This is a genomic window from Streptomyces sp. NPDC029169 (genome assembly GCF_055563935.1).
The window spans coordinates 1-21521 of record NZ_JBVHXA010000023.1; the positions used below are offsets into that span (position 1 = coordinate 1).

Consider the following 21521-nt stretch of genomic DNA (forward strand, 5'->3'; position numbering starts at 1 on the left):
GGAAGCTAAGCCTTTCAGCGCCGATGGTACTGCAGGGGGGACCCTGTGGGAGAGTAGGACGCCGCCGAACAATCATTGTGGGAAAGCCCCGCACCATCTGGTGCGGGGCTTTTCTGCGTTCTGAGGGCGCTTATCGTGTGGGCATGCGCTACGAACTGGTCGTCTTCGACAACGACGGTGTGCTCGTCGACAGTGAGCCCCTCGCCAACGCCATCCTGGCCGGCTATCTGACCGAGCTCGGGCATCCCACCTCCTACGAGGACTCCCTGCGCGACTATATGGGGGCTGCCATCCACCGCGTACACGATCTGGTCGGGGAGCGGACCGGGCAGCGGCTGCCGGCGGACTTCGACGAGACGCTGCACGCGCGCACGTTCGCCGCCTTCGAGCGGGAGTTGGAGGCCGTCGCCGGGGTGACCGATGTGTTGAAGCGGCTCGTCGACGGCGGAGTTCCGTACTGTCTCGCGTCCTCCGGGTCCCATGAGCGGATCCGGGTCGGGCACCGGAAGACCGGGCTCGACGCGTGGTTCCGGGACGAGAACATCTTCAGCGCCGAGGACGTCGGGCGCGGGAAGCCGGCGCCCGATCTGTTCCTGCATGCCGCCGACCGTATGGGGGTCGCGCCCGAACGCTGTGTGGTCGTCGAGGACAGCCGACTCGGGGTCCAGGCGGCGCTGGCCGCAGGAATGGACGTGTACGGGTTCACTGCCATGACGCCGGAGGAGAAGCTCGTCGGCGCCACCGGGTTCTTCGGTGGGATGGAGGAGCTCCCGGCGATATTGGGGGTGTGATCCATCTACCCATGGGTAGCGCCCGGTCCTACGCTGTGCCGCCATGACGGATGCGCGGTTGCGGCGTGGGCGGGGCTCCCTGGCGATCAGTTTCTTCGTGCAGGGAGTGACGTTCGCGCTCCTTGTGACCCGAATACCGGCGATCCAGGACCGGTACGGGATCTCCGACGCGCTGCTGCCCGCCTTCCTCGCCGCCGTGCCGATCCTCGCCGGTGTGGCCAGTGTGGCCACCGAGATGGTCGTGGCCAGGGTGGGTCCGGGTGTGGTGCTGCGATGGGCGCAGCCTGTCGTGCTCCTGGCGCTGCTGGCCGTCGGGGCAGGTTCGGAGCTGTGGCAGGTCGCCGTCTCCCTCGGGGTGTTCGGGCTGGCGGTCGGTGCGCTGGACGCGTCCATGAACATGCTCGGGGTGAGCCTCCAGCGGGCGTACGGGCGGAGCATCATGCTCGGGTTCCACGCCGCGTACAGCCTGGGCGGGATCGCGGGGGCCTCGCTGGCCTGGGCCGGGGCGCACTGGCATCTGCCGCTGTTCGTGTCCTATCTGCCCGTCGTGGGTGTGCTGTTGCCGGCGGCGCTCGTGGGGAGTCGGTGGTACTTCGGCGGGGAGTCCGCGCCCGCTTCCGTGGACATGAGCAAAGCCGCGAGTGGGGGCGTCGCGTTCAAGCTGCTGCTGCCCCTCTGTCTCGTCATGACCTTCGCCTACATCGGGGACTCCACCGTCTCCAACTGGAGTGCCAAGTACCTTCAGGACGTGCTCGGCAGCTCGGAGGAGCTGGCGACCGTGCCGTACAACGCGTACATGGTCACCACCCTTCTCGGGCGGGCCGTGGGGGACTTCGGCGTGCGCAGGATGGGGGCTGCCACGGTCGTGCGGTGCGGGGCGGTCCTCGCGGCGCTCGGGTTCGCCCTGGTCGCGGTGGCGCCGGGGGCCTGGGTGGGGATGGCCGGGTTCACGGTCCTGGGGCTCGGGCTGAGTGTGATCGTGCCGCAGACGTTCGCGGCTGCGGGAAGGCTCTTCCCTGGAGCGAGCGACGCGGCGGTCGCGCGGCTGAACGTCTTCAACTACGTGGGGTTCCTGATCGGGTCTCCGCTAGTGGGAGCGCTCGGGGACGCGTGGAGCTATCGGGGGGCGATGCTCGTGCCGATGGTGTTGGTCCTGGTGACGGTGGCGTACGCCACGTCGTTCGGTTCTCAACAGGCCCGATACGGTGGCGGGCATGAGCGGCCGCGCACTGTTGATGTGGGATGAAGCTGTCACGGGGTACAACTTCGGGTCCGAGCATCCGATGGACCCGGTACGGCTCGCGCTGACCATGGGGCTGGTGCGGGCGTACGACCTCGACCGTGCCGTGGACGTGGTGGCGGCGCAGCCGGCCGGTGACTCGACGCTGCGTCTCGTCCACCGCGAGGACTATGTGGCGGCCGTGCGGGCCGCCTCCGCGAACCCCAGGGCCGCCGACCAGGCGTACGGGCTCGGGACAGTCGATGATCCGGCGTTCTCCGGGATGCACGAGGTGTCCGCGCTGATCGCGGGTCAGTCGGTCGGCGCGGCGGAGGCGGTGTGGCGCGGGGAGGCCGCGCACGCGGTGAACTTCGCGGGCGGGCTGCATCACGCGATGCCGGGTTCGGCCTCGGGGTTCTGCATCTACAACGACGCGTCGCTGGCGATCGCCCGGCTGCTCGAGCTGGGTGCGGAGCGGGTCGCGTACGTGGATGTGGACGTGCACCACGGGGACGGGGTGCAGGCCGCGTTCTGGGAGGACCCGCGGGTCCTGACGATCTCGCTGCACGAGCACCCGCGGACGCTGTTCCCGCAGACGGGGTGGCCGGAGGAGACGGGCGCGCCGGGCGCGGGCGAGGGGGCCGCGGTGAACGTGGCGCTGCCGGCGGGGACCGGGGACGCGGGGTGGCTGCGGGCCTTCCATGCCGTCGTGCCCGAGCTGATCGCCGACTTCCGGCCGCAGGTCCTGGTGACCCAGCACGGTGCCGACACGCATTTCGAGGATCCGCTGGCGCATCTGGCGGTGTCGCTGGACGCGCAGCGGGCGGTGCAGGCGGCCTGCCATGAGCTCGCGCACGCGCATGTGGACGGCGGGAAGTGGGTCGCGCTCGGCGGCGGCGGGTACGCGGTGGTGGATGTGGTGCCGCGGTCGTGGACGCATCTGGTGGGGATCGCGGGGCACGCGGAGATCGATCCCGAGTCGGTGATTCCGTCGTCGTGGCGGGATCTGGTGTACGCGCGGACCCGGCAGCCGGGGCCGGTGCGGATGACGGACGGGCGGTGGCCGGTGTCCTGGCGGGACTGGGAGGAGGGGTACGACCCCGCCGACCGGCTCGACCAGGCGGTCCTCGCGACACGGCGGGCGGTGTTCCCGCTCCGGGGGCTGCTGCCCTAGGTAGGTGCGTTCGGTCGCCGCGTGGTTACGCCGACTGTGCGGTCTCGCCTGGTTTTTGGCCCCTCGTCACTCCCGCTGCGGCAGCATCGGTCGGGTGCTGAGTACCGGGGCGCTGCGGGCGCATCTGTTGGCGGCGAGGCTGGCCGGGACCGTGGCGACCTCGCGGGAGGAGAGTCTGCGGAGCTATCGGCTCTTCGCGGCGCGGGATCCGCGGGTGATGCTGGGTCTCGACCCCGAATGGGGCTGGGGCGAGGGAGACTTGCTGCGCCTGATGGCCGACAAGTGCGGGGTGTCGGGGGATCCGTCGCACCGTTCGGGGCCCGATGTCATCGATCCGGAGCGGACGTTGAGTGCGCTGGACGCGTTCGCCGAGCGGCTGGGCGAGGCGGCGGGACGGCGGGCTCCGGTGCTGTTCGGGACCGGTCATCCGCATCGGCTGCTGGGTTTCTACGCAGCGCTCGCAGACGCTCTGTCGGCGGTGGGATGTCTTGTCCTCACCCCCGCGCAGGGGCGATGTGTCGACATAACGACCCGGTTCGGTCTACGCACGTACGTCCTCGACTACGCGCGCGGTGTCGCCCTGGTGCGAGAACCGGGTCTGCCGGGAACGGGGCGTGAGACGGGGGCGCACACCCACTCGCCGCTACCGGTCAGGGCCGCTCTGGAGGGGGTCGTGGAGGGCGGCTGGCCGCTTCCGGAACTCGTCGTGGGGGACCACGGATGGGTCTGCGGGGCAGGTCAGCTGGGTATCGAGGCCATGGGCCTGGCCGATACGGACGATCCCGCACTGTTCGTCGGAGAGGCGGAGGGGCAGGTCTCCGTGGCCGTTCCGCTTGATGATGCCGTGCGGTCCGATCACTACCGCCCGCTCACTCGCTATGTACTCAATCGAGCGTGTCTGTCACGGTAAACGGCCGATGGCTGCTCCTCTTCCCCACTCGTACCACACGCCCCTAGTCTGGAGCGTGAGCGCACAGCGACGCAGGGTCACCGGAGGGGAAGCCGGTGGGCGTCGTGTGCGGAAGGTACAGGTGGGTCATGGCTGCTGGCGATAGGCCTCTGAACGAGGTCAAGTTTCTGACCGTGGCGGAAGTCGCCTCGGTGATGCGAGTGTCGAAGATGACCGTGTACCGCTTGGTGCACAGCGGTCATCTGCCGGCGATCCGGGTGGGCAGGTCCTTCCGGGTCCCGGAACAGGCGGTTCACGAGTACCTCAGGGAGTCCTACGTGGGGGTGGAGACGGCCTAGCGGGGAAGCCAGGGTGACCCTCGGATTACTGGTGCGGTGCCAGGGGCGGTAGGCTAACCCCTCGTAGGTCGTGTGGGCCCAGACGCCCCGCACCGAGTGAGAAGAAGTGAGCGAGGGTAGTCGTGGGCTCTGTTATCAAGAAGCGGCGCAAGCGGATGGCCAAGAAGAAGCACCGCAAGCTGCTCAAGCGCACCCGCGTTCAGCGTCGCAACAAGAAGTAAGCGACGGCTGGAACGACGGCTGTTTGTGCGTCGAGCGTGGCCCCCCACCGGCATCGGTGGGGGGCCACGCTTTTTTCGGCCGGTTCCACCCGGTTGCCCACGGCAGTCATCGCAGCGCACACCGAGGCGCTACGGTGGCGCACAGGGCCCTGCGGGAGAACCCGGGGCCGAGAGCGACGGAAGGCGCTGATCTTGGGCAAGGTCGTGCTCGTCACCGGTGCGGCCCGGCATCTCGGGGGCCGACTCGTCCGGCGTCTCCAGCGGGATCCCGAGGTGAACCGGGTGGTCGCCGTGGACGCGGTGGCGCCGGCCCATGACCTCGGTGGGGCCGATTTCGTACGGGCGGACATCCGCCAGCCAGCCATCGCGAAGGTGCTCGCGGAGTACGAGGTGGACACGGTCGTCCATATGGACGTCACCGGTACGGCGCTGGGCGCCGGCGGCCGTACGTCCATCAAGGAGACCAACGTCATCGGCACCATGCAGCTGCTAGGTTCCTGCCAGAAGTCGCCGCGGATCCGACGCCTTGTCATCAAGTCCAGTACGAGCGTCTACGGCTCCGCGCCCCGCGACCCGGCCGTCTTCACCGAGACGACTCCGCCCAAGTCGCTGCCGAGCGGCGGCTTCGCCAAGGACGCCGTCGAGGTCGAGGGGTACGTACGGGGCTTCGCGCGGCGCCGCCCGGACGTGGCCGTGTGTGTGCTGCGGTTCGCGAACATCCTGGGGCCGCGGGTGGACTCCCCGCTCGCCGAGTATCTGTCGCTTCCGGTGCTGCCGACGGTCTTCGGCTACGACCCGAGGCTGCAGTTCGTGCACGAGGACGATGTCATCGACGTCCTGCTGCTTGCCTCGGACGAGCCGCGCCGGGCGACGCTGAACAGCGGCACGTTCAATGTGGCCGGGGACGGTGTGCTGCTGCTCTCGCAGTGCGCGCGGCGCCTGGGGCGGCCGACGGTGCCGGTGCTGCTGCCCGCGGTCACATGGGTGGGCTCGGCGCTGCGCACGGTCGGTGTCACCGACTTCGCGCCCGAGCAGATCCGGCTCCTGACCCATGGCCGGGTGGTCTCCACGGTCCAGATGCGGGAGACGCTCGGGTTCAGCCCTCGGTTCACGACGGCCGAGACGTTCGCGGACTTCGTCCGCAGCCGCGGGCCGGGGCTGCTGCCGCCGGAGATGCTCGCGGGGGCCGTGGACCGGGTCGCGGCCCGGCTGGATCAGAAGGAGCCCAGGTAACGATGGCGGACGCCAAGGTCATTCCGTTCGACGACGACCGCTCACGGGCGCGCCGGCGGCCCGGCAGGGCGGGCTGGGACGCCGCCGTACGGGCTCTGCCGGGGCAGCAGGGGCCCGAGGACCCTCATCGGCACGCGGGGCCGGTGGAGGCGGTGGAGGCCGTGGAACCCGCGGTGGGGGAGCCGGGTGGGCCTTCCGAGTCCGGCGGGCGCCGGGCGGGGTGGGAGCGGCGGCTCGCGGGCGGGCTGGCGTTTCTGCGGCGGCGGGTGACCGGTGAGTACGAAGTCGACGAGTTCGGTTACGACAAGGAGCTCACCGACCAGGTCCTGATGTCGCTGGTGCGGCCGCTCGCGGAGAAGTACTTCCGGGTGGAAGTGAAGGGCGTGGAGAACATTCCCGCCGAGGGCGGCGCGCTGGTGGTGGCGAACCACTCCGGGACGCTGCCGCTGGACGGCCTGATGATGCAGGTCGCCGTGCACGACAACCACCCGGCGGGCCGTCATCTTCGGCTGCTCGCCGCGGATCTGGTCTTCATGCTGCCGGTCGTCAACGAGCTGGCCCGCAAGGCCGGGCACACGCTGGCGTGCGCGGAGGACGCGGAGCGGCTGCTGCGGGCCGGGGAGATCGTGGGGGTGATGCCGGAGGGCTTCAAGGGCATCGGGAAGCCGTTCAGCGAGCGGTACAAGCTCCAGCGTTTCGGCCGGGGCGGGTTCGTGTCGACGGCGCTGCGGGCCGGGGTGCCGATCGTGCCGTGCTCGATCGTGGGCGCGGAGGAGATCTACCCGATGCTCGGCAACGCGAAGACGCTCGCGCGACTCCTTGGCTTCCCGTACTTCCCGCTCACGCCGACGTTCCCCTGGCTGGGGCCGCTGGGTGCGGTGCCGCTGCCGACGAAGTGGACGATCCAGTTCGGCGAGCCGATCGCGACGGACGGCTATCCGCCGGAGGCGGCGGAGGATCCGATGCTGATGTTCAACCTGACGGACCAGGTCCGCGAGCAGATCCAGCACACGCTCTACAAGCTGCTGGTGCAGCGGCGGTCCGTGTTCTTCTGACTGCCTTCTGACGTACGAGTGGTGCCCCCTCCGGAGAGGGGGCACCACTCGTCCTAGCGGGCGTCCTCGCTGTCGATGTCGAGGCCGGGGAGCAGGCCTGGCAGCAGCGGCGGGAGTTCGACGTCCGGCATCGGGGGTGTCGCCTGGCCGCCCGAGGGCGTCGGGAGTGTGCCCGTCGGTGCGTTGTCGAGCAGGCCGCCGGTGTTCCCGCCGAGCAGGCCGTCGTCCTGCGGGGAGCCCGTGCCCGAACCGGAGCCCGAGGGCTGGGGCCGGGTGGAGCCTTCGCCGACCGTGGAGGGGGCGGCGGGGGAGGACGGCGGGCGCTGGGTGCGCGTCCCTGGGGTGTCCTGCGGGGTGCCGGCGCCGCCGGTCTCGACGGCGCCCTTCTCCGGGGTGCGCGGCAGCATGCTCTGGAGCGGCTCGACCTCTTCGTCTATGGCGACGAAGACGTCGTTCACCTCCTTGCCGACGTCGGTGAGCTGGAAGGGCAGCCGCTCGCGCAGGCCGTTCCAGGTGGAGCGGTGGGCCTGGGCGAAGGAGTTGAGCCGGGCCATCGGGCCGATCTCGCCGTCCCGTTCGTACGCCTGGCGCAGCAGCCGGTGGCCCTCGGAGGCGTCGTGCTTCATGCCGCCGAGGACGCGGCGGATCTCGCCGAGCGATTCGTGGTCGAGGGCGCCCGCGCGGCCGCGCTCCATGAGTCTGCGGGCCTCGCTGAGCCGGGTCGACGCCTGGTCCAGGTAGATCCCGCCCCGGTCGGCGTCGTCGTCGGCCATCCCGAGCTTGATGTCTTCCATCCCGCGCTTGAGCCCGTAGAGCGAGTCACCGGGAAGGGCGTCGGAACTCGCAGCGGCCACACCGCTGAAAGCGCCCGCGGCCACACCGACCGTGAGGCCGCCCGCGGCGATGCCCTTCGACCAGCGGGAGCGGGGGCGCAATTTCCGCAGCGGGGAGGCCCGGTGGGCTCCCCGCCCGCTCGATGTCCGCTGCTCCGGCACCGTAGGGCCCGCTGCCGCGCCTCCCTCCGCGAGCATCGCTTCCATGGCGGCCACGAGCTGTGCCCGTTGCACCACCTTGACCTCGGGGTCCATCTCCGGCTTCGGCAGCTCGCCGAGACCGTTCGCCAGAGCCAACAGCCGCCCCTGCTCGGCCGGTTCGGCCGACGCCTCGGGCTGCTCGGCCGTCGCGTCGTCGGGCGTCCGGTCATCCAGGGCCTGGGCGAAGGCGTTCGCCCGCCGGTGCGCCGATACGTTCGCGATCACTGGCGGCACCTCCTCTCGTCATGACGGTCGACTCCCCGGGGTGTCCGGAAGGTTGCACACCTTGAACACATCCACACGAACGAGTGAGTGGCTGCGGGCACGGCGTGACCACAGGGAGCCTGCATCCCGCACAACGAGCGGCGCGGCACTTGGGTTACGCGCGAAAGATGATCGGACCAGTGCGTCATCGAGGCGTCACCGACTGTGAGTTGGGCGGGGGTCGGGGGACATGGGGGGAGGGTGAGGGGTGGGGGCGCGACGCGGTCGGTGGGGGGCGCGTGTGGGGGGCGCGGAGCGGTCAGCGGGCGTCGTCCGGGAGCAGGCGCGCCAGGGTGCGCACGGCCCGGTACTGGAGGGTCTTGATCGCACCCTCGTTCTTGCCCATGACCCGGGCCGTCTCGGCGACCGAGAGGCCCTGCAGGAAGCGCAGCGTCACGCACTCCTGCTGCTGGGGGTTGAGCCGGCGGACGGCGTCGAGGAGGGCGGCGTTGGAGAGGGACTCCAGGACGGAGTCCTCGGGGCTGCGCTCGACCTCGTTGGCGTCGAGCATCTCGCCGGTGGTGACCTCCAGCCGGAAGCGGCTGGACTTGAAGTGGTCGGCCACCAGGTTGCGGGCGATGGTGACCAGCCAGGCGCCGAAGTCGCGGCCCTGCCAGGTGAAGGTGGAGATCCGGCGCAGGGCGCGCAGGAACGTCTCACTGGTGAGGTCCTCCGCCGTCGCCTTCCCGCCGACGCGGTAGTAGATGTAGCGGTAGACGGTGTCGCTGTACTGGTCGTACAGGCGGCCGAAGGCCTCGGCCTCACCGGCCTGGGCGCGCTCGACGAGGTCCATCATGCGGGCGCTGTCGCTGTCGGCGGTGGGGCGGCGGGCGGCGGTCGAGGTTCCGGTGCCGCCGCGGCTGCCCCGTCTGCCGACAGCGGCTCCGCTCTCGGCGAGGGCATAGCAGGGACCGGCAGGTGCCGGTGCGGCGAAGGCAAAGGCGGGGACAGGGCCGGCGTACGCGGTGGGGACGAAGCCGCGCAAGTGGTCGAGGACCGTTGCGCGCAGCGTAGCCAGGCCCGAGGCGTCAACCCCGACGTGTGGGTACACGGGACTCCCAGAGGCAGAGCTTCCATCACGTGCAGTGCGGGACCGTTCACTCGTCGTGGCGACGTGTGGGTTCCGTTGTGCGTCTGAGGAGAATAACGCTTCGTACAGGCAGCGCTACACCCAGTTGCGTAAATCACCGATTCCGTCGCACCTGTTACCGCTTGTGGACGTGATCAATCACAGTTCGTGACTGGTTGTTGATCGGATTGCTTCCGAGTGTGACTACGTGCGCGCTCAGTTGTGCCCGAGTGCTAAGGCGGAGAGTGATCCGGGCCGCTGCTGGGTACAGGGTGAGGAATGCCCGTGGGTCGACCTGTGCGGTGGTGTTCGACCACGTACGGGTGAGGGGGTCTGGTCCCGGGTTGTCGCAGATGATCGCGGCCGAAACGTATCGGCAGGCGTCGGCAGGGTGCGACGCGCCAGGCGCGCCGCCCAGGGTCAGCGGCAGTCAGGAGTAAGCGGCGGCCCGGAGTCAGCGGCGGCGGCGGTGCAGGGCGACCGCGGCGGCCGTGCCGCCCGCCAGCGCGCCGACGCCCGCCGCGGCCGGGATGCCGACCTTGGCGGCCTTGCGGCCCGTCCGGTAGTCGCGCAGCCGCCAGTCCCGCGCCTTGGCGTACTTGCGCAGCTTGGTGTCCGGGTTGATGGCGTACGGATGGCCGACGAGCGACAGCATCGGGATGTCGTTGTGCGAGTCGCTGTACGCCGCGCAGCGGTTGAGGTCCAGGCCCTCGGCGGCGGCCAGTGCGCGGACGGCCTCCGCCTTGGCGGGGCCGTGCAGGGGCTCGCCGACCAGCTTGCCGGTGTAGACGCCGTCGACGGACTCGGCGACCGTGCCGAGCGCGCCGGTCAGGCCGAGGCGCCGGGCGATGATGGTGGCCGTCTCGACGGGCGCGGCGGTGACCAGCCAGACCTTCTGGCCGGCGTCCAGGTGGGCCTGGGCGAGCGCGCGGGTGCCGGGCCAGATGCGGTCGGCCATGTACTCGTCGTAGATCTCCTCGCCGATGGACATCAGCTCGGAGACACGGTGGCCCTTGACGATGGACAGGGCGCTGTCGCGGGCGTCCTGCATGTGCTCCGGGTCCTCGACGCCGGCGAGCCGGAACCACGCCTGCTGCCAGGCGAACCGGGCCAGTTCGCGGCGCTGGAAGAACTTCCGCTTGTACAGGCCGCGCCCGAAGTGGAAGATCGCGGCGCCCTGCATCACGGTGTTGTCGAGGTCGAAGAACGCGGCGGCCTCGGCGTCGCCCACGACGGGGAACTCGGGCTCGGCGGGCTTCGCGGCCTCGGCCAGCGCCGCCGCCTCCCGTTCCGCTTCGAGCTGTTGCGAGGACTTGCGCGCCGCCTCGGCGGCGGCCTCGCCAGCCAGAACGCTGCGCGCGGTGGCGGAGCGCCTACGGGGGGTGAGCCATCCCATTGCGGCCATGTCGTGAGCATAGCCAGTCTGTTCGGTACTTCCGGACCTCTCGGGGTGCCGAGGCGTGAACACTCCGCGACTCTCCTGTTAAACGGACAATGGGGGCAAGCTGGAGGCAGGGAGTGTGATCGTGCGTGGCCGGGTGCCGGCCGGGCGCGGCGCAGAATGGACGGCATGTTTGGACGGACGAAGAAGAGCATCCCCGCCGCCGAGCGGACCGTGACGCTGATCGGGAAGCCGGGCTGTCATCTCTGCGACGACGCCCGGGACGTGATCGAGGCGGTCTGCGCCGAGACCGGGGCGCGCTGGGAGGAGAAGGACATCACCCAGGACGAGGAGCTCCACCGGGCCTACTGGGAGCAGATCCCGGTGGTCCTGGTCGACGGCGAGCAGCACACCTTCTGGCGTGTGGACGCCGGGCGGCTGCGGCGTGAACTGGGTGCCTGACCGGAAGACGGTTACCATCGTGGACGTTTTGTTGGGTTTCGGGGGCGTGATCGTGAGGAGAGTGTGCGGTTTTGCCCCCTTCGGGTTCTCAACGGGCTGACGCGCTCCCTGGTTCCGTCCTGGCGCGATCCGGTCGCGTGACCCCGGTCACTTTGGCCGGACAAAACGGACACCATCTTTGTGCACGCGTTCACAAAGACATAGCCTGCATTCGACGGGGCGGTCTTGGGACACACGGCCGCCTGCAGCCCCGCTCATCCCGCAGGAGCACCGTGGCAACTGGCCGAACTCACCGACCGGCGACCCGTAGCCGAGGAATTCCCGAGGCCACCGTCGCCCGGCTTCCGCTGTATCTGCGTGCGCTCACCGCACTGTCGGAGCGCTCCGTACCCACGGTCTCCTCCGAGGAGCTCGCCGCCGCAGCGGGGGTCAACTCCGCCAAGCTCCGCAAGGACTTCAGCTACCTCGGCTCGTACGGGACGCGCGGTGTCGGCTACGACGTCGAGTACCTCGTCTACCAGATCTCCCGCGAGCTCGGCCTGACCCAGGACTGGCCCGTCGTCATCGTCGGTATCGGTAACCTCGGCGCGGCCCTCGCCAACTACGGCGGATTCGCCTCCCGCGGCTTCCGGGTCGCCGCGCTGATCGACGCCGACCCCGCCATGGCGGGCACGCCCGTCGCCGGGATCCCCGTCCAGCACACCGACGAGCTCGAGAAGATCATCTCGGACCAGGGTGTCTCCATCGGCGTCATCTCCACGCCCGCCGGTGCCGCCCAGCAGGTCTGCGACCGGCTCGTGGCCGCCGGGGTCACCTCCATCCTGAACTTCGCCCCGACCGTGCTCTCCGTGCCCGACGGCGTGGACGTCCGCAAGGTCGACCTCTCCATCGAGCTGCAGATCCTCGCCTTCCACGAGCAGCGCAAGGCCGGTGAGGAGGCGGACACCGAGGTCGCCGCCGTACCGGCGCCGCCCGTGCCCCTCTCCACGGCGGGCGAGAACCAGTCCAAGGGCTCCGGCCGCAAGGGACCCGACGGGGACGTCCCCGCCGTGATGCCGGCATGAGCCTCCTCGTCGTCGGACTCAGCCACCGCAGCGCCCCGGTCAGCGTGCTGGAGCGGGCCGCGCTCGCCCCGGACACCCAGGCCAAGCTGCTCCAGGACACCCTCGCCGCCGAACCGGCCGCCGAGGGCGCCGTCCTGGCCACCTGCAACCGCATCGAGCTCTACGCCGACGTGGACAAGTTCCACGCCGGAGTCGCCGAGCTGTCCACGCTCCTCGCCCAGCACAGCGGCGTCGGGCTGGAGGAGCTCACCCCCTATCTCTACGTGCACTACGAGGACCGGGCCGTCCACCACCTCTTCTCGGTGGCCTGCGGCCTTGACTCCATGGTCGTCGGCGAGGGCCAGATCCTCGGCCAGATCAAGGACGCCCTCGCGCTCGGCCAGGACCTGCACACCGCGGGCCGGCTCCTGAACGACCTGTTCCAGCAGGCGCTGCGGGTCGGCAAGCGCGCCCACAGCGAGACCGGGATCGACCGGGCCGGGCAGTCGCTCGTCACCTTCGGCCTTGAGCAGCTCGCCGACGGTACGGACGTGAACGCCTGGGCCGCGGGCAAGCGCGCGGTGGTCATCGGCGCCGGCTCGATGTCCTCGCTGGCCGCCGCCACGCTCGCGCGGGTCGGGGTCTCCGAGATCGTGATCGCCAACCGTACGGCCGCCCGCGCCGAGCGGCTCGTCCAGATCCTCACCGAGCCCGGCGGCACGGGTGTGGCCGCGCGCGCGGTCGAGATGGTTGCCGTCGGCGACGAACTGACACGTGCCGACATCGTCGTCTCCTGCACCGGAGCCACCGGACTCGTCCTGACCGGCGAGGCCGTCGAGACCGCGATGACGGGCCGTACGGGCCCGCTCGCCCTGCTCGACCTCGCCATGCCCCGCGACATCGACGCCGCCGCCCACCGCGTGCCGGGTGTCCGGCTCGTCGACATCGAGTCGCTCGCCGAGGCCTCCGCCGACGCGCCGATGGCCGCCGACGTCGACCAGGTCCGCTCCATCGTCTCCGACGAGGTGGCCGCCTTCGGCGCCGCCCAGCGCGCCGCGCACATCACCCCGACCGTCGTCGCGCTCAGGGCCATGGCGGCCGATGTCGTGGCCGGCGAGGTCGCCCGTCTGGAAGGGCGTCTGCCCGACCTCGACGACAAGCAGCGCGCCGAGATCACCCAGACCGTACGACGGGTGGTCGACAAGCTCCTGCACGCGCCGACCGTGCGGATCAAGCAGCTGGCCGGCGAGCCCGGCGGCGCCGGGTACGCCGACGCGCTGCGGACACTCTTCGACCTCGACCCGGAGACGGTCGCCGCCGTCTCCCGGGCCGACCTGAATGACGCCGACGTCAAGAACCGAGGGCGAGTATGACCGAGAGGGCACTGAGGCTCGGGACCAGGCGCAGCAAGCTCGCCCTGGCCCAGTCCGGACATGTGGCCGACGCCGTCCGGCGGCTGACCGGCCGGCCCGTCGAGCTCGTGGAGATCACGACGTACGGGGACGTCTCCCGTGAGCACCTCGCGCAGATCGGCGGTACGGGCGTCTTCGTCACCGCGCTGCGCGACGCGCTCCTCGCGGGCGAGGTGGACTTCGCCGTCCACTCCCTGAAGGACCTGCCGACCACGCAGCCGGCCGAGCTGGCGCTGGCCGCCATCCCGGAGCGCGAGGACCCGCGCGACGTGCTGGTCGCCCGCGAGGGACTGACGCTCGACCGGCTGCCCGAGGGCGCCCGGATCGGCACCGGTTCGCCGCGCCGCATGGCCCAGCTCAACGCGTACGCGCGCAGCCACGGGCTGACCATCGAGACCGTGCCGATCCGCGGGAACATCGACACCCGCATCGGATACGTACGAAGCGGAGAGCTGGACGCGGTGGTTCTCGCCGCGGCCGGTCTCAACCGCATCGGCGGGACGGAGGAGCTCACCGGCTCCCTGTCGCTCGACCACCTGTCGGTCGACACCGTCCTGCCCGCCCCCGGCCAGGGGGCACTGGCGATCGAGTGCGTGGCGTCCGACGCCGACCTCGTCGCCGCGCTCGCCGAGCTCGACGACCCGCACACCCGGGCCGCCGTGACCGCCGAGCGCTCCCTGCTCGCCGCCCTGGAGGCCGGTTGCTCCGCACCTGTGGGTGCGCTGGCCGACCTGCTGGCCGAGGATTCCGGCCGCGGGCAGATTGTCACCGAAATGCGCCTGCGCGGCGTCGTCGGCACCACCGACGGCTCGACGCTGGTGCAGCTGTCCACCACCGGTCCCGTACCCGCGTCGCACGACGAGGCGATGCAGCTCGGACGCGAACTCGCGGACGAGATGCTCGCCAAGGGTGCGGCCGGTCTTATGGGGGAGCGAGCACATTGAGCCCCACCAGCCCGACCACCAGCCCCGCGCCCTCGGCCTTCTTCGGCCACGGGAGCGTCACCTTCCTCGGCGCCGGACCCGGCGACCCAGGACTACTGACACTCCGAGCCGTCGAAGCCCTCTCCGGCGCGGACGTCCTGATCGCCGAGCCGGAGGTGCTCGAAGTCGTCCGGTGCCATGCGCGCGCGGGCGTGAGCACGCCTGAGCTGACGGTTGTCGACGAGGCGTCAACAACCGCCGGTGTCCCCGTGTTGAGGGATGCCACCAATCTTGTCATGGAGGCCGCGCGCACCGGCAAGCGGGTCGTCCGTGCGGTGACCGGCGACCCCGGCCTCGACGGAAACGCAGGTCAGGAGATGCTCGCCTGCGCCGCCGAGGGCATCCCCTTCGAGGTCGTGCCCGGAGTGGCCACGGCCGTGGGCGTGCCCGCGTACGCCGGTGTTCCACTGCGCGACGCGCAGGGCACCGATGTGCGCTTCGTGGACGCCCGTACCGCCGACGACCGCTGCTGGACCGAGGTCGGCGCCTCGGACGGCACCGTGGTCGTCTCCACCTCGCTGGACGCGGTGGCGGCGGCGGCCGGTGAACTGGTGGCGGCTGGCCGTAAGCCGGACACCCCGCTCACCGTGACCATCGGCGGCACGACGACCCGGCAGCGGACCTGGACCGCGACGCTCGGCACGATCGCGCAGGTCTTCAAGCAGGGCAAGGTGCTCCCCTCGCCCGAGGGCCACCGGCCGGTCATAGCCGTGGTCGGCGAGCGCAGCGCCCCGGCGCAGCGGGACCAGCTGGCGTGGTTCGAGTCCAAGCCGCTCTTCGGGTGGCGGGTGCTCGTGCCGCGCACGAAGGAGCAGGCCGCGTCGCTCTCCGACCAGTTGCGTTCGTACGGTGCGGTGCCGCACGAGGTGCCGACGATCGCCGTCGAGCCGCCGCGGACGCCGCAGCAGATGGAGCGGGCGGTCAAGGGTCTGGTGACCGGCCGTTATGAGTGGATCGCCTTCACGTCGGTCAACGCGGTGAAGGCGGTGCGGGAGAAGTTCGAGGAGTACGGGCTCGACGCGCGGGCCTTCGCCGGGATCAAGGTCGCGGCGGTGGGCGAGCAGACGGCCGCGGCGCTGGTCGATTTCGGTGTGAAGCCGGATCTGGTGCCGAGCGGTGAGCAGAGCGCTGCCGGTCTCCTTGAGGACTGGCCGCCGTACGACCCCGTTTTCGATCCGATCGACAGGGTCTTCCTGCCGCGCGCCGACATCGCGACCGAGACGCTGGTCGCCGGTCTGATCGAGCTCGGGTGGGAGGTCGACGACGTCACCGCCTACCGGACGGTGCGGGCGTCGCCGCCGCCGGCGGACACGCGTGAGGCGATCAAGGGCGGTGGCTTCGACGCCGTGCTGTTCACGTCGTCGTCCACGGTGCGGAACCTGGTGGGGATCGCCGGGAAGCCGCACAACGTGACCGTGATCGCGTGCATCGGTCCGGCGACCGCGAAGACGGCGGAGGAGCACGGGCTGCGGGTGGATGTGCTGTCCCCGGAGCCGTCGGTGCACAAGCTCGCGGAGGCGCTCGCGGACTTCGGTCTGCGGCGGCGGGCGGCGGCGCTGGAGGCGGGGGATCCGGTGACGCGGCCGAGCGAGCGGCGACCGGGGGCGAGGCGTCGGCGCACGACGTAGTCCGGTTTCCCGGGGTGCGGGGCCTTGCCGGGGCCCCGCACCCCGCTTGCGTCCCCGCCCGCCCGGCGGGGCGGGCGGGGCAACACGGTGTCGGTAAGTGCACCGGGTTCGCAGGCGTAGCCTCGATCGCATGAACTCGTACGGAACCTTTCCCGGGGCGCGGCCGCGGCGGCTGCGGACGACTCCTGCCATGCGGCGGATGGTGGCCGAGACGCGGCTGAGCCCGGCCGATCTGATCCTTCCCGCGTTCGTGCGCGAGGGGATCGCTGAGCCCCGGCCGATCACCGCGATGCCCGGCGTGGTGCAGCACTCGCGCGACACCCTGCGCAAGGCCGCCGTGGAGGCGCTGGAGGCCGGGGTCTCCGGGATCATGCTCTTCGGTGTGCCGGAGGACGAGAAGAAGGACGCGGCCGGTACGGCGGGCACGGACCCGGACGGGATCCTGCAGGTCGCGATCCGGGATGTGAAGGCCGAGGTCGGGGACGATCTCGTGATCATGTCGGATCTCTGCCTCGACGAGTACACCGACCACGGGCACTGCGGAGTCCTCGACGAGCACGGGCGCGTCGACAACGACGCCACGCTGGAGCGTTACGCCGAGATGGCTCAGGTCCAGGCCGACGCCGGCGTCCATGTCGTCGGGCCGTCCGGGATGATGGACGGTCAGGTCGGGGTGGTCCGCGACGCGCTGGACACCATCGGCAAGGAGGACGTCTCGATCCTCGCGTACACGGCGAAGTACTCCTCCGCCTTCTACGGCCCCTTCCGCGAGGCCGTCGCCTCCTCTCTGCAGGGCGACCGCAAGACGTACCAGCAGGACCCGGCCAACATCCGTGAGTCGCTGCGGGAGTTGGCGCTCGACCTGGAGGAGGGCGCCGACATGGTGATGGTGAAGCCCGCCGGTCCCTACCTGGACGTCCTGGCGAAGGTCGCCGACGCCGTGGACGTGCCCGTCGCCGCGTACCAGATCAGCGGGGAGTACGCGATGGTCGAGGCCGCGGCCGAGAAGGGCTGGATCGACCGCGACAAGGCCATCTTCGAGACGCTGACCGGGATCAGGCGCGCGGGTGCGCAGATGATCCTGACGTACTGGGCCACCGAGGTCGCCCAGAAGCTCAGCCGCGGGGTCTGACGACGTCCCGTACGACTCCTCGATAGGGGCGGAACCGCAGGTCGGTTCCGCCCTCTTCGTCTTCGTGGGCCGTGAGGACGTGGACACGCCTGCCGTCCTCGCCGCGGTGGACGTACTGGGCGACGCCGTCGTCGGACAGAGTCGTGCTCAGGCTGCGTATGGGCGCTTCTCGGAGCCGCACCACGCGGTCGAGGGTGTAGCGGCCGGGCGGGCCCACCGTGATCAGGGGCTGGATGGAGTCGGCGATGGCCCGCTGGTTCACGGGGTCGGCCGCGAAGGCGAGGTGGGCGGCCGAGTCCGTCCACTGGGCGATGTTGAGGATCGTGCGGCCGTCGGAGCCCGCCAGGCAGTAGCGGGAGAGGAACGCCTCCGGCAGGCGGGCGCCCGCCCAGGCATCGATGACTCCGTCCATCACGGTCCGCCGCCGCTCCGCGTCCTCCGTCCGCCACTCGGAGATCAGGACGAGGCCGGCGTCCGGCCGTCCGAAGACGGGGAGCGCATGGGTCTCCACGATCCCCGTACCAGCTAATTCGTTAGTCATGACTAACAGTCTGCCCGGGTGCCACTCACCGCGCAAATGATTTAACGGACAGTGAGCATGCTTAATGGTCGGCACGCACCGATTGGTGAGGAGAAGCCGGGCGGCGCACCCTGGAAGTACCTCAGGAGGTGGTCCTCATGATGCACACGCTCGTCGGATGGCACATCGAGATGGAATTCAAGGAGGATGGCGACCGGACGAGTGCGGCCGCCATGGTGCGGCTCGGTGACGGCACCGAGTTCCGCGCCCACGGCAATGCCCACAGGCACCCGTCCGACCCGGAGCAACTGCGGGTCGGCGAGGAGATCGCGGGTGCCCGCGCACTCATGGATCTCGCCTCGCAGCTGCTCCAGAAGGCACACACCGAGATCGACGAGGTCTCGGGCCGGACGTCCCGTCCGATCCGTCCTACGCACTGAGCGGGTGTGCCGGCCCCACGACAGGTGGCGTCGTCATCGGCGCCACCATGTCGTACTGCCGTGATCAGCACGGGACAATGGGGGGACTGCTGGACGAGGGGGGACGGGGCGGGTGGCAACGGAGACGGACGGTTTCGCGGAGCTCGTACGCGGGCTGAAGGAGCGATCCGGGCTCAGCTACGGGGCGTTGGCCCGCAAGCTGCACATGAGCACGTCGACGCTGCACCGGTACTGCAACGGAGACGCCGTCCCTACGGAGTTCGGGCCTGTGGAGCGGCTGGGACGGCTGTGCGGGGCCACGCGCGAGGAGCTGGTCGAACTCCACCGCCGCTGGATCCTGGCCGACGACGCCAGGGGGCGGCGGACCGCGCCGGAGCCTGCTCCGGTTGCTCCGGCGGTGGTCGAGTCCGAGGGCGCCGAGCCTTCGACGCCCCAGCTCGAGCCTGTCGTCACCGCGCGAGCGCCCTCCCGCTCACGCAAACGCCTTCGGATCGCCCTTGCCGCTGCCGTCGTCGTCGCGCTCGCCGTGCCCGTCGCGTACGGCATCGGCCGGTCGGTGTCCGGAGACGGCGCCGAACAGGACGCCGACCAGGACAAGGCCGGCGAAGCGCCCGCCGGGGGCACGTCCGCACCGCCCCTGAGCGTCGGGATCAGCTCGTACAACTGGGCAGGGCCCTGCGGGCAGCACTACATGCTCGACCGGCAGCCCGAAAAGGTCCCGTCGCCGCCCCCGCCGCAGGACTCACGGGGCTGGGCGGCTGCATTCGACGGTGTCGACGGCGGCCACATGAATCTGGAACTCACCGCCACCGGACGCACCGACGCCGCCGTGGTCATCACCGGCCTGCAGGTACGGGTGGTGGAGCGCGCCGAGCCACTCGCCGGGGCGGCCTACTTCATGGGCGACGGCTGCGGCGGCGGTGTCACCCCCCAGACCTTCGACATCGACCTCGACGCGCAGCGCCCGTCCCCCAAGGCCGTCGCGGGCCAGGACGGCGACCACAAGGTGCCCGCCAAGGACTTCCCGTACAAGGTGTCCACCACCGACCCCCAGGTCCTGAACCTCGACGTGCACACCGAGAGCCATCTCGTCTCCTGGTACCTGGAGGTGGAGTGGAGCAGCGGTGAGCAGCGCGGCACGATCCCCGTGAACGACGGCGGCAAGCCCTTCCGTACCAGCGCCATGGAGGGCAAGAAGGTCTACAGCTACCGGTTCGACAAGGACGCGTGGGCCGCGGGCTGAGTCACGGACGGCCGGCGACGGTACGCGAGAGGCCCCGGCACGGGTGTCGTGCCGGGGCCTCTCGCGTGCGTCTCGCGTACGTGCGGATCAGAGGCGCTCGGGCGTCCGGATGCCCAGCAGGGCCATGCCCTGGTGGAGCGTGCGGGCCGTGAGGGCGCAGAGGAAGAGGCGGTTCTCCGCGACCTCCTTCGGCGGCTCCGGCTTGATGACCGGGCACTGGTCGTAGAACGTCGTGTACAGCGACGCCAGCTGGTACAGATACGCCGCCAGCTTGTGCGGGGCGTACTCCGCCGCGGCCTCGGCCACGGTCTCGCCGAACTGGTCCAGGTGGAGACCGAGTGCGCGCTCCGACGGGGCCAGCTCCAGCTCGGGGTGGGCGAGCGGGGTACGGTCGCCCGCCTTGCCGAAGATCGACCTGATACGCGCGTACGCGTACTGGAGGTACACCGACGTGTCGCCGTTCAGCGACACCATCTGGTCCAGGTCGAACTTGTAGTCCCGCGCCGCCGACGTCGACAGATCCGCGTACTTCACCGCGCCGATGCCCACCTGGGCACCCCGCTCGGCGATCTCCTCCTCGGTCAGGTCGCGCGCCTTCTCCCGGACCACGGACGCGGCCCGGTCGATCGCCTCGTCCAGCAGGTCCACCAGCCGGACCGTCTCGCCCTCACGGGTCTTGAACGGCTTGCCGTCCTTGCCGAGCACCGTGCCGAAAGCCAGCTGGACCGCCTTGACGTCCCCGTTCAGCCAGCCGGCCCGGCGGGCGGTCTCGAAGACCATCTTGAAGTGCAGGGACTGCCGGGCGTCGACCACGTACAGCAGGGTCGACGCCTTCAGGTTCTGCACCCGGTCACGGATCGCCGACAGGTCCGTCGCCGCGTAGCCGAAGCCGCCGTCGGACTTCTGGACGATCAGCGGCGTCGGGTTCCCGTCCGGGCCCTTGACGTCGTCGAAGAACACACACAGCGCGCCCTCGGAGCGGACGGCGACGCCGGACTCCTCCAGGATGCGGCAGGTCTCCGCCAGCATGTCGTTGTAGCCGGACTCGCCGACGATGTCCGGGTCACGGACGTCCATGTCCAGCTTCTCGAAGACCGAGAAGAAGTAGATCTTCGACTCGTCGACGAACCTCTGCCACATGGCGAGCGTCTGCGGGTCGCCGGCCTGGAGGTCGACCACCCGGCGGCGCGCCCGCGTCTTGAACTCCGCGTCCGCGTCGAAGACCTTCCGCGCCGCCTTGTACAGACGGTCGAGGTTCGACATGGCCTCTTCGCCGGACACCTGGGCTTCCTTGTGGTCCAGCTCGTGCGGGTGCTCCTCCAGGTACTGGATGAGCATGCCGAACTGCGTACCCCAGTCACCGATGTGGTGGCGGCGGACCACCTTCTCGCCCGTGAACTCCAGGATCTCGACCATCGCGGCGCCGATCACGGCGGAGCGCAGGTGGCCGACGTGCATCTCCTTCGCCACGTTCGGCTGCGCGTAGTCGATCACCGTCGTGCCCGCGTTCTCCGCGAGCGGCACGCCCAGGCGGTCGTCGGCGGCGCGGGCGGCGAGCGTCCTGATGATCGCCTCGTCGCTGACCGTGATGTTCAGGAAGCCGGGGCCCGAGACCTCGATCTCCTTCAGCACGTCGTTCGCCGGGATGCCCTCGACGACCTTCGTCGCCAGCTCACGCGGGTTGCCCTTGAGCTGCTTGGCGAGCGCCAGGATGCCGTTGGCCTGGAAGTCGGCCCGGTCGCTTCGTCGGAGCAGCGGGTCGGCGGAACCGGCCTCCGGCAGAGCTGCCGAGAGACCTTCCGCGAGACGCTGCTGCACGGTCGAAGCGAGGGAAGGGACCGAGGCCATGAGCTTCCGTTCCTGTCGGTGGTTCGGTGGTGGGCTATATCGCTTGTCAAGTGTCCCATGGGTGGGCAACGTGTTTTCTCCACCTGTGGACAACTTCGGAGTCCGTCTTTCCGTCTGGGAG

21 protein-coding genes and 1 rRNA gene are annotated in these 21521 nt (G+C 70.6%); 17 read left to right on the plus strand and 5 right to left on the minus strand.

The window, feature by feature from the left end:
• The 9 genes from rrf to ACZ4VI_RS31950 form a co-directional block, all read left to right on the plus strand.
• Positions 1 to 70: ribosomal RNA gene (gene rrf / locus ACZ4VI_RS31910) — 5S ribosomal RNA — on the plus strand; the annotation flags it as partial.
• Between the two features lie 73 nt (positions 71 to 143).
• The gene (locus ACZ4VI_RS31915) at positions 144 to 791 is read left to right on the plus strand and encodes an HAD family hydrolase (protein ID WP_468004948.1); all 648 of its coding nucleotides are present in this window, start codon (positions 144 to 146) and stop codon (positions 789 to 791) included.
• Positions 792 to 834: 43 nt separating this feature from the next.
• Positions 835 to 2037 (plus strand): MFS transporter, encoded by a 1203-nt coding sequence (locus tag ACZ4VI_RS31920; protein ID WP_468004950.1) that lies wholly within the window; start codon positions 835 to 837, stop codon positions 2035 to 2037.
• The gene (locus ACZ4VI_RS31925) at positions 2006 to 3184 is read left to right on the plus strand and encodes an acetoin utilization protein AcuC (protein ID WP_468004952.1); all 1179 of its coding nucleotides are present in this window, start codon (positions 2006 to 2008) and stop codon (positions 3182 to 3184) included. Before ACZ4VI_RS31920 ends, ACZ4VI_RS31925 begins: the two co-directional genes overlap by 32 nt.
• Positions 3185 to 3278: 94 nt before the next feature.
• Complete coding sequence (locus tag ACZ4VI_RS31930; RefSeq protein ID WP_468004954.1) at positions 3279 to 4094, plus strand: phosphatase; 816 nt, start codon at positions 3279 to 3281, stop codon at positions 4092 to 4094.
• A 128-nt stretch (positions 4095 to 4222) separates the two neighbouring features.
• Positions 4223 to 4432, plus strand: a complete 210-nt coding sequence (locus tag ACZ4VI_RS31935; protein WP_468004956.1) for a helix-turn-helix domain-containing protein — start codon at positions 4223 to 4225, stop codon at positions 4430 to 4432.
• A 122-nt stretch (positions 4433 to 4554) separates the two neighbouring features.
• The gene (locus ACZ4VI_RS31940) at positions 4555 to 4653 is read left to right on the plus strand and encodes a 30S ribosomal protein bS22 (RefSeq protein WP_003948845.1); all 99 of its coding nucleotides are present in this window, start codon (positions 4555 to 4557) and stop codon (positions 4651 to 4653) included.
• Positions 4654 to 4845: 192 nt separating this feature from the next.
• Positions 4846 to 5886 (plus strand): NAD-dependent epimerase/dehydratase family protein, encoded by a 1041-nt coding sequence (locus tag ACZ4VI_RS31945; RefSeq protein WP_468004958.1) that lies wholly within the window; start codon positions 4846 to 4848, stop codon positions 5884 to 5886.
• Between the two features lie 2 nt (positions 5887 to 5888).
• On the plus strand, positions 5889 to 6941 hold the full coding sequence (locus ACZ4VI_RS31950) for a lysophospholipid acyltransferase family protein (RefSeq protein ID WP_468004959.1): 1053 nt from the start codon (positions 5889 to 5891) through the stop codon (positions 6939 to 6941).
• 53 nt (positions 6942 to 6994) lie between these two features.
• Here ACZ4VI_RS31950 and ACZ4VI_RS31955 read toward each other — a convergent pair whose 3' ends face one another.
• From ACZ4VI_RS31955 to ACZ4VI_RS31965, 3 genes are all read right to left on the minus strand, one after another.
• On the minus strand, positions 6995 to 8200 hold the full coding sequence (locus ACZ4VI_RS31955; protein WP_468004961.1) for a DUF5667 domain-containing protein: 1206 nt from the start codon (positions 8198 to 8200) through the stop codon (positions 6995 to 6997).
• Positions 8201 to 8498: 298 nt separating this feature from the next.
• Positions 8499 to 9290, minus strand: coding sequence for an ECF subfamily RNA polymerase sigma factor, BldN family (locus ACZ4VI_RS31960; RefSeq protein ID WP_137988687.1), 792 nt, complete (start codon positions 9288 to 9290; stop codon positions 8499 to 8501).
• 472 nt (positions 9291 to 9762) lie between these two features.
• Entirely contained in the window at positions 9763 to 10713 is a 951-nt protein-coding gene (locus ACZ4VI_RS31965) for an HAD family hydrolase (protein ID WP_468004962.1), read from the minus strand.
• Between the two features lie 156 nt (positions 10714 to 10869).
• On the opposite strand from ACZ4VI_RS31965, the gene ACZ4VI_RS31970 reads away from it, so the two are divergent.
• The 6 genes from ACZ4VI_RS31970 to hemB all read left to right on the plus strand — a co-directional run bounded on the left by ACZ4VI_RS31970 (position 10870) and on the right by hemB (position 17349).
• Positions 10870 to 11151: a glutaredoxin family protein gene (locus ACZ4VI_RS31970; RefSeq protein ID WP_468004964.1), complete on the plus strand. Its 282-nt coding sequence runs from the start codon at positions 10870 to 10872 to the stop codon at positions 11149 to 11151.
• Between the two features lie 272 nt (positions 11152 to 11423).
• Positions 11424 to 12215 (plus strand): redox-sensing transcriptional repressor Rex, encoded by a 792-nt coding sequence (locus tag ACZ4VI_RS31975; RefSeq protein WP_468004966.1) that lies wholly within the window; start codon positions 11424 to 11426, stop codon positions 12213 to 12215.
• On the plus strand, positions 12212 to 13567 hold the full coding sequence (locus ACZ4VI_RS31980; protein WP_468004968.1) for a glutamyl-tRNA reductase: 1356 nt from the start codon (positions 12212 to 12214) through the stop codon (positions 13565 to 13567). Before ACZ4VI_RS31975 ends, ACZ4VI_RS31980 begins: the two co-directional genes overlap by 4 nt.
• A complete protein-coding gene (gene hemC / locus ACZ4VI_RS31985; protein ID WP_468004969.1) occupies positions 13564 to 14550 on the plus strand; it encodes a hydroxymethylbilane synthase in 987 nt (328 codons plus the stop codon). Before ACZ4VI_RS31980 ends, hemC begins: the two co-directional genes overlap by 4 nt.
• On the plus strand, positions 14547 to 16217 hold the full coding sequence (locus ACZ4VI_RS31990) for a bifunctional uroporphyrinogen-III C-methyltransferase/uroporphyrinogen-III synthase (RefSeq protein WP_468004971.1): 1671 nt from the start codon (positions 14547 to 14549) through the stop codon (positions 16215 to 16217). The genes hemC and ACZ4VI_RS31990 overlap by 4 nt, the downstream gene beginning before the upstream one ends.
• A gap of 130 nt (positions 16218 to 16347) precedes the next feature.
• Positions 16348 to 17349 (plus strand): porphobilinogen synthase, encoded by a 1002-nt coding sequence (gene hemB, locus ACZ4VI_RS31995; RefSeq protein WP_468004973.1) that lies wholly within the window; start codon positions 16348 to 16350, stop codon positions 17347 to 17349.
• On the opposite strand, the gene ACZ4VI_RS32000 is transcribed toward hemB, so the two are convergent.
• A complete protein-coding gene (locus ACZ4VI_RS32000) occupies positions 17333 to 17890 on the minus strand; it encodes a hypothetical protein (protein ID WP_468004975.1) in 558 nt (185 codons plus the stop codon). The two genes, hemB and ACZ4VI_RS32000, sit on opposite strands and share 17 nt — an antisense overlap.
• A gap of 140 nt (positions 17891 to 18030) precedes the next feature.
• On the opposite strand from ACZ4VI_RS32000, the gene ACZ4VI_RS32005 reads away from it, so the two are divergent.
• Together ACZ4VI_RS32005 and ACZ4VI_RS32010 are read left to right on the plus strand one after the other, a co-directional pair.
• Entirely contained in the window at positions 18031 to 18309 is a 279-nt protein-coding gene (locus ACZ4VI_RS32005) for a DUF1876 domain-containing protein (RefSeq protein WP_468005157.1), read from the plus strand.
• 112 nt (positions 18310 to 18421) lie between these two features.
• Positions 18422 to 19552, plus strand: a complete 1131-nt coding sequence (locus ACZ4VI_RS32010; RefSeq protein WP_468004977.1) for a helix-turn-helix domain-containing protein — start codon at positions 18422 to 18424, stop codon at positions 19550 to 19552.
• Between the two features lie 87 nt (positions 19553 to 19639).
• Here the strand turns inward: ACZ4VI_RS32010 and argS are convergent, their stop codons facing one another.
• The gene (argS, locus tag ACZ4VI_RS32015) at positions 19640 to 21400 is read right to left on the minus strand and encodes an arginine--tRNA ligase (protein WP_468004979.1); all 1761 of its coding nucleotides are present in this window, start codon (positions 21398 to 21400) and stop codon (positions 19640 to 19642) included.
• Between the last annotated feature and the right edge of the window lie 121 nt (positions 21401 to 21521).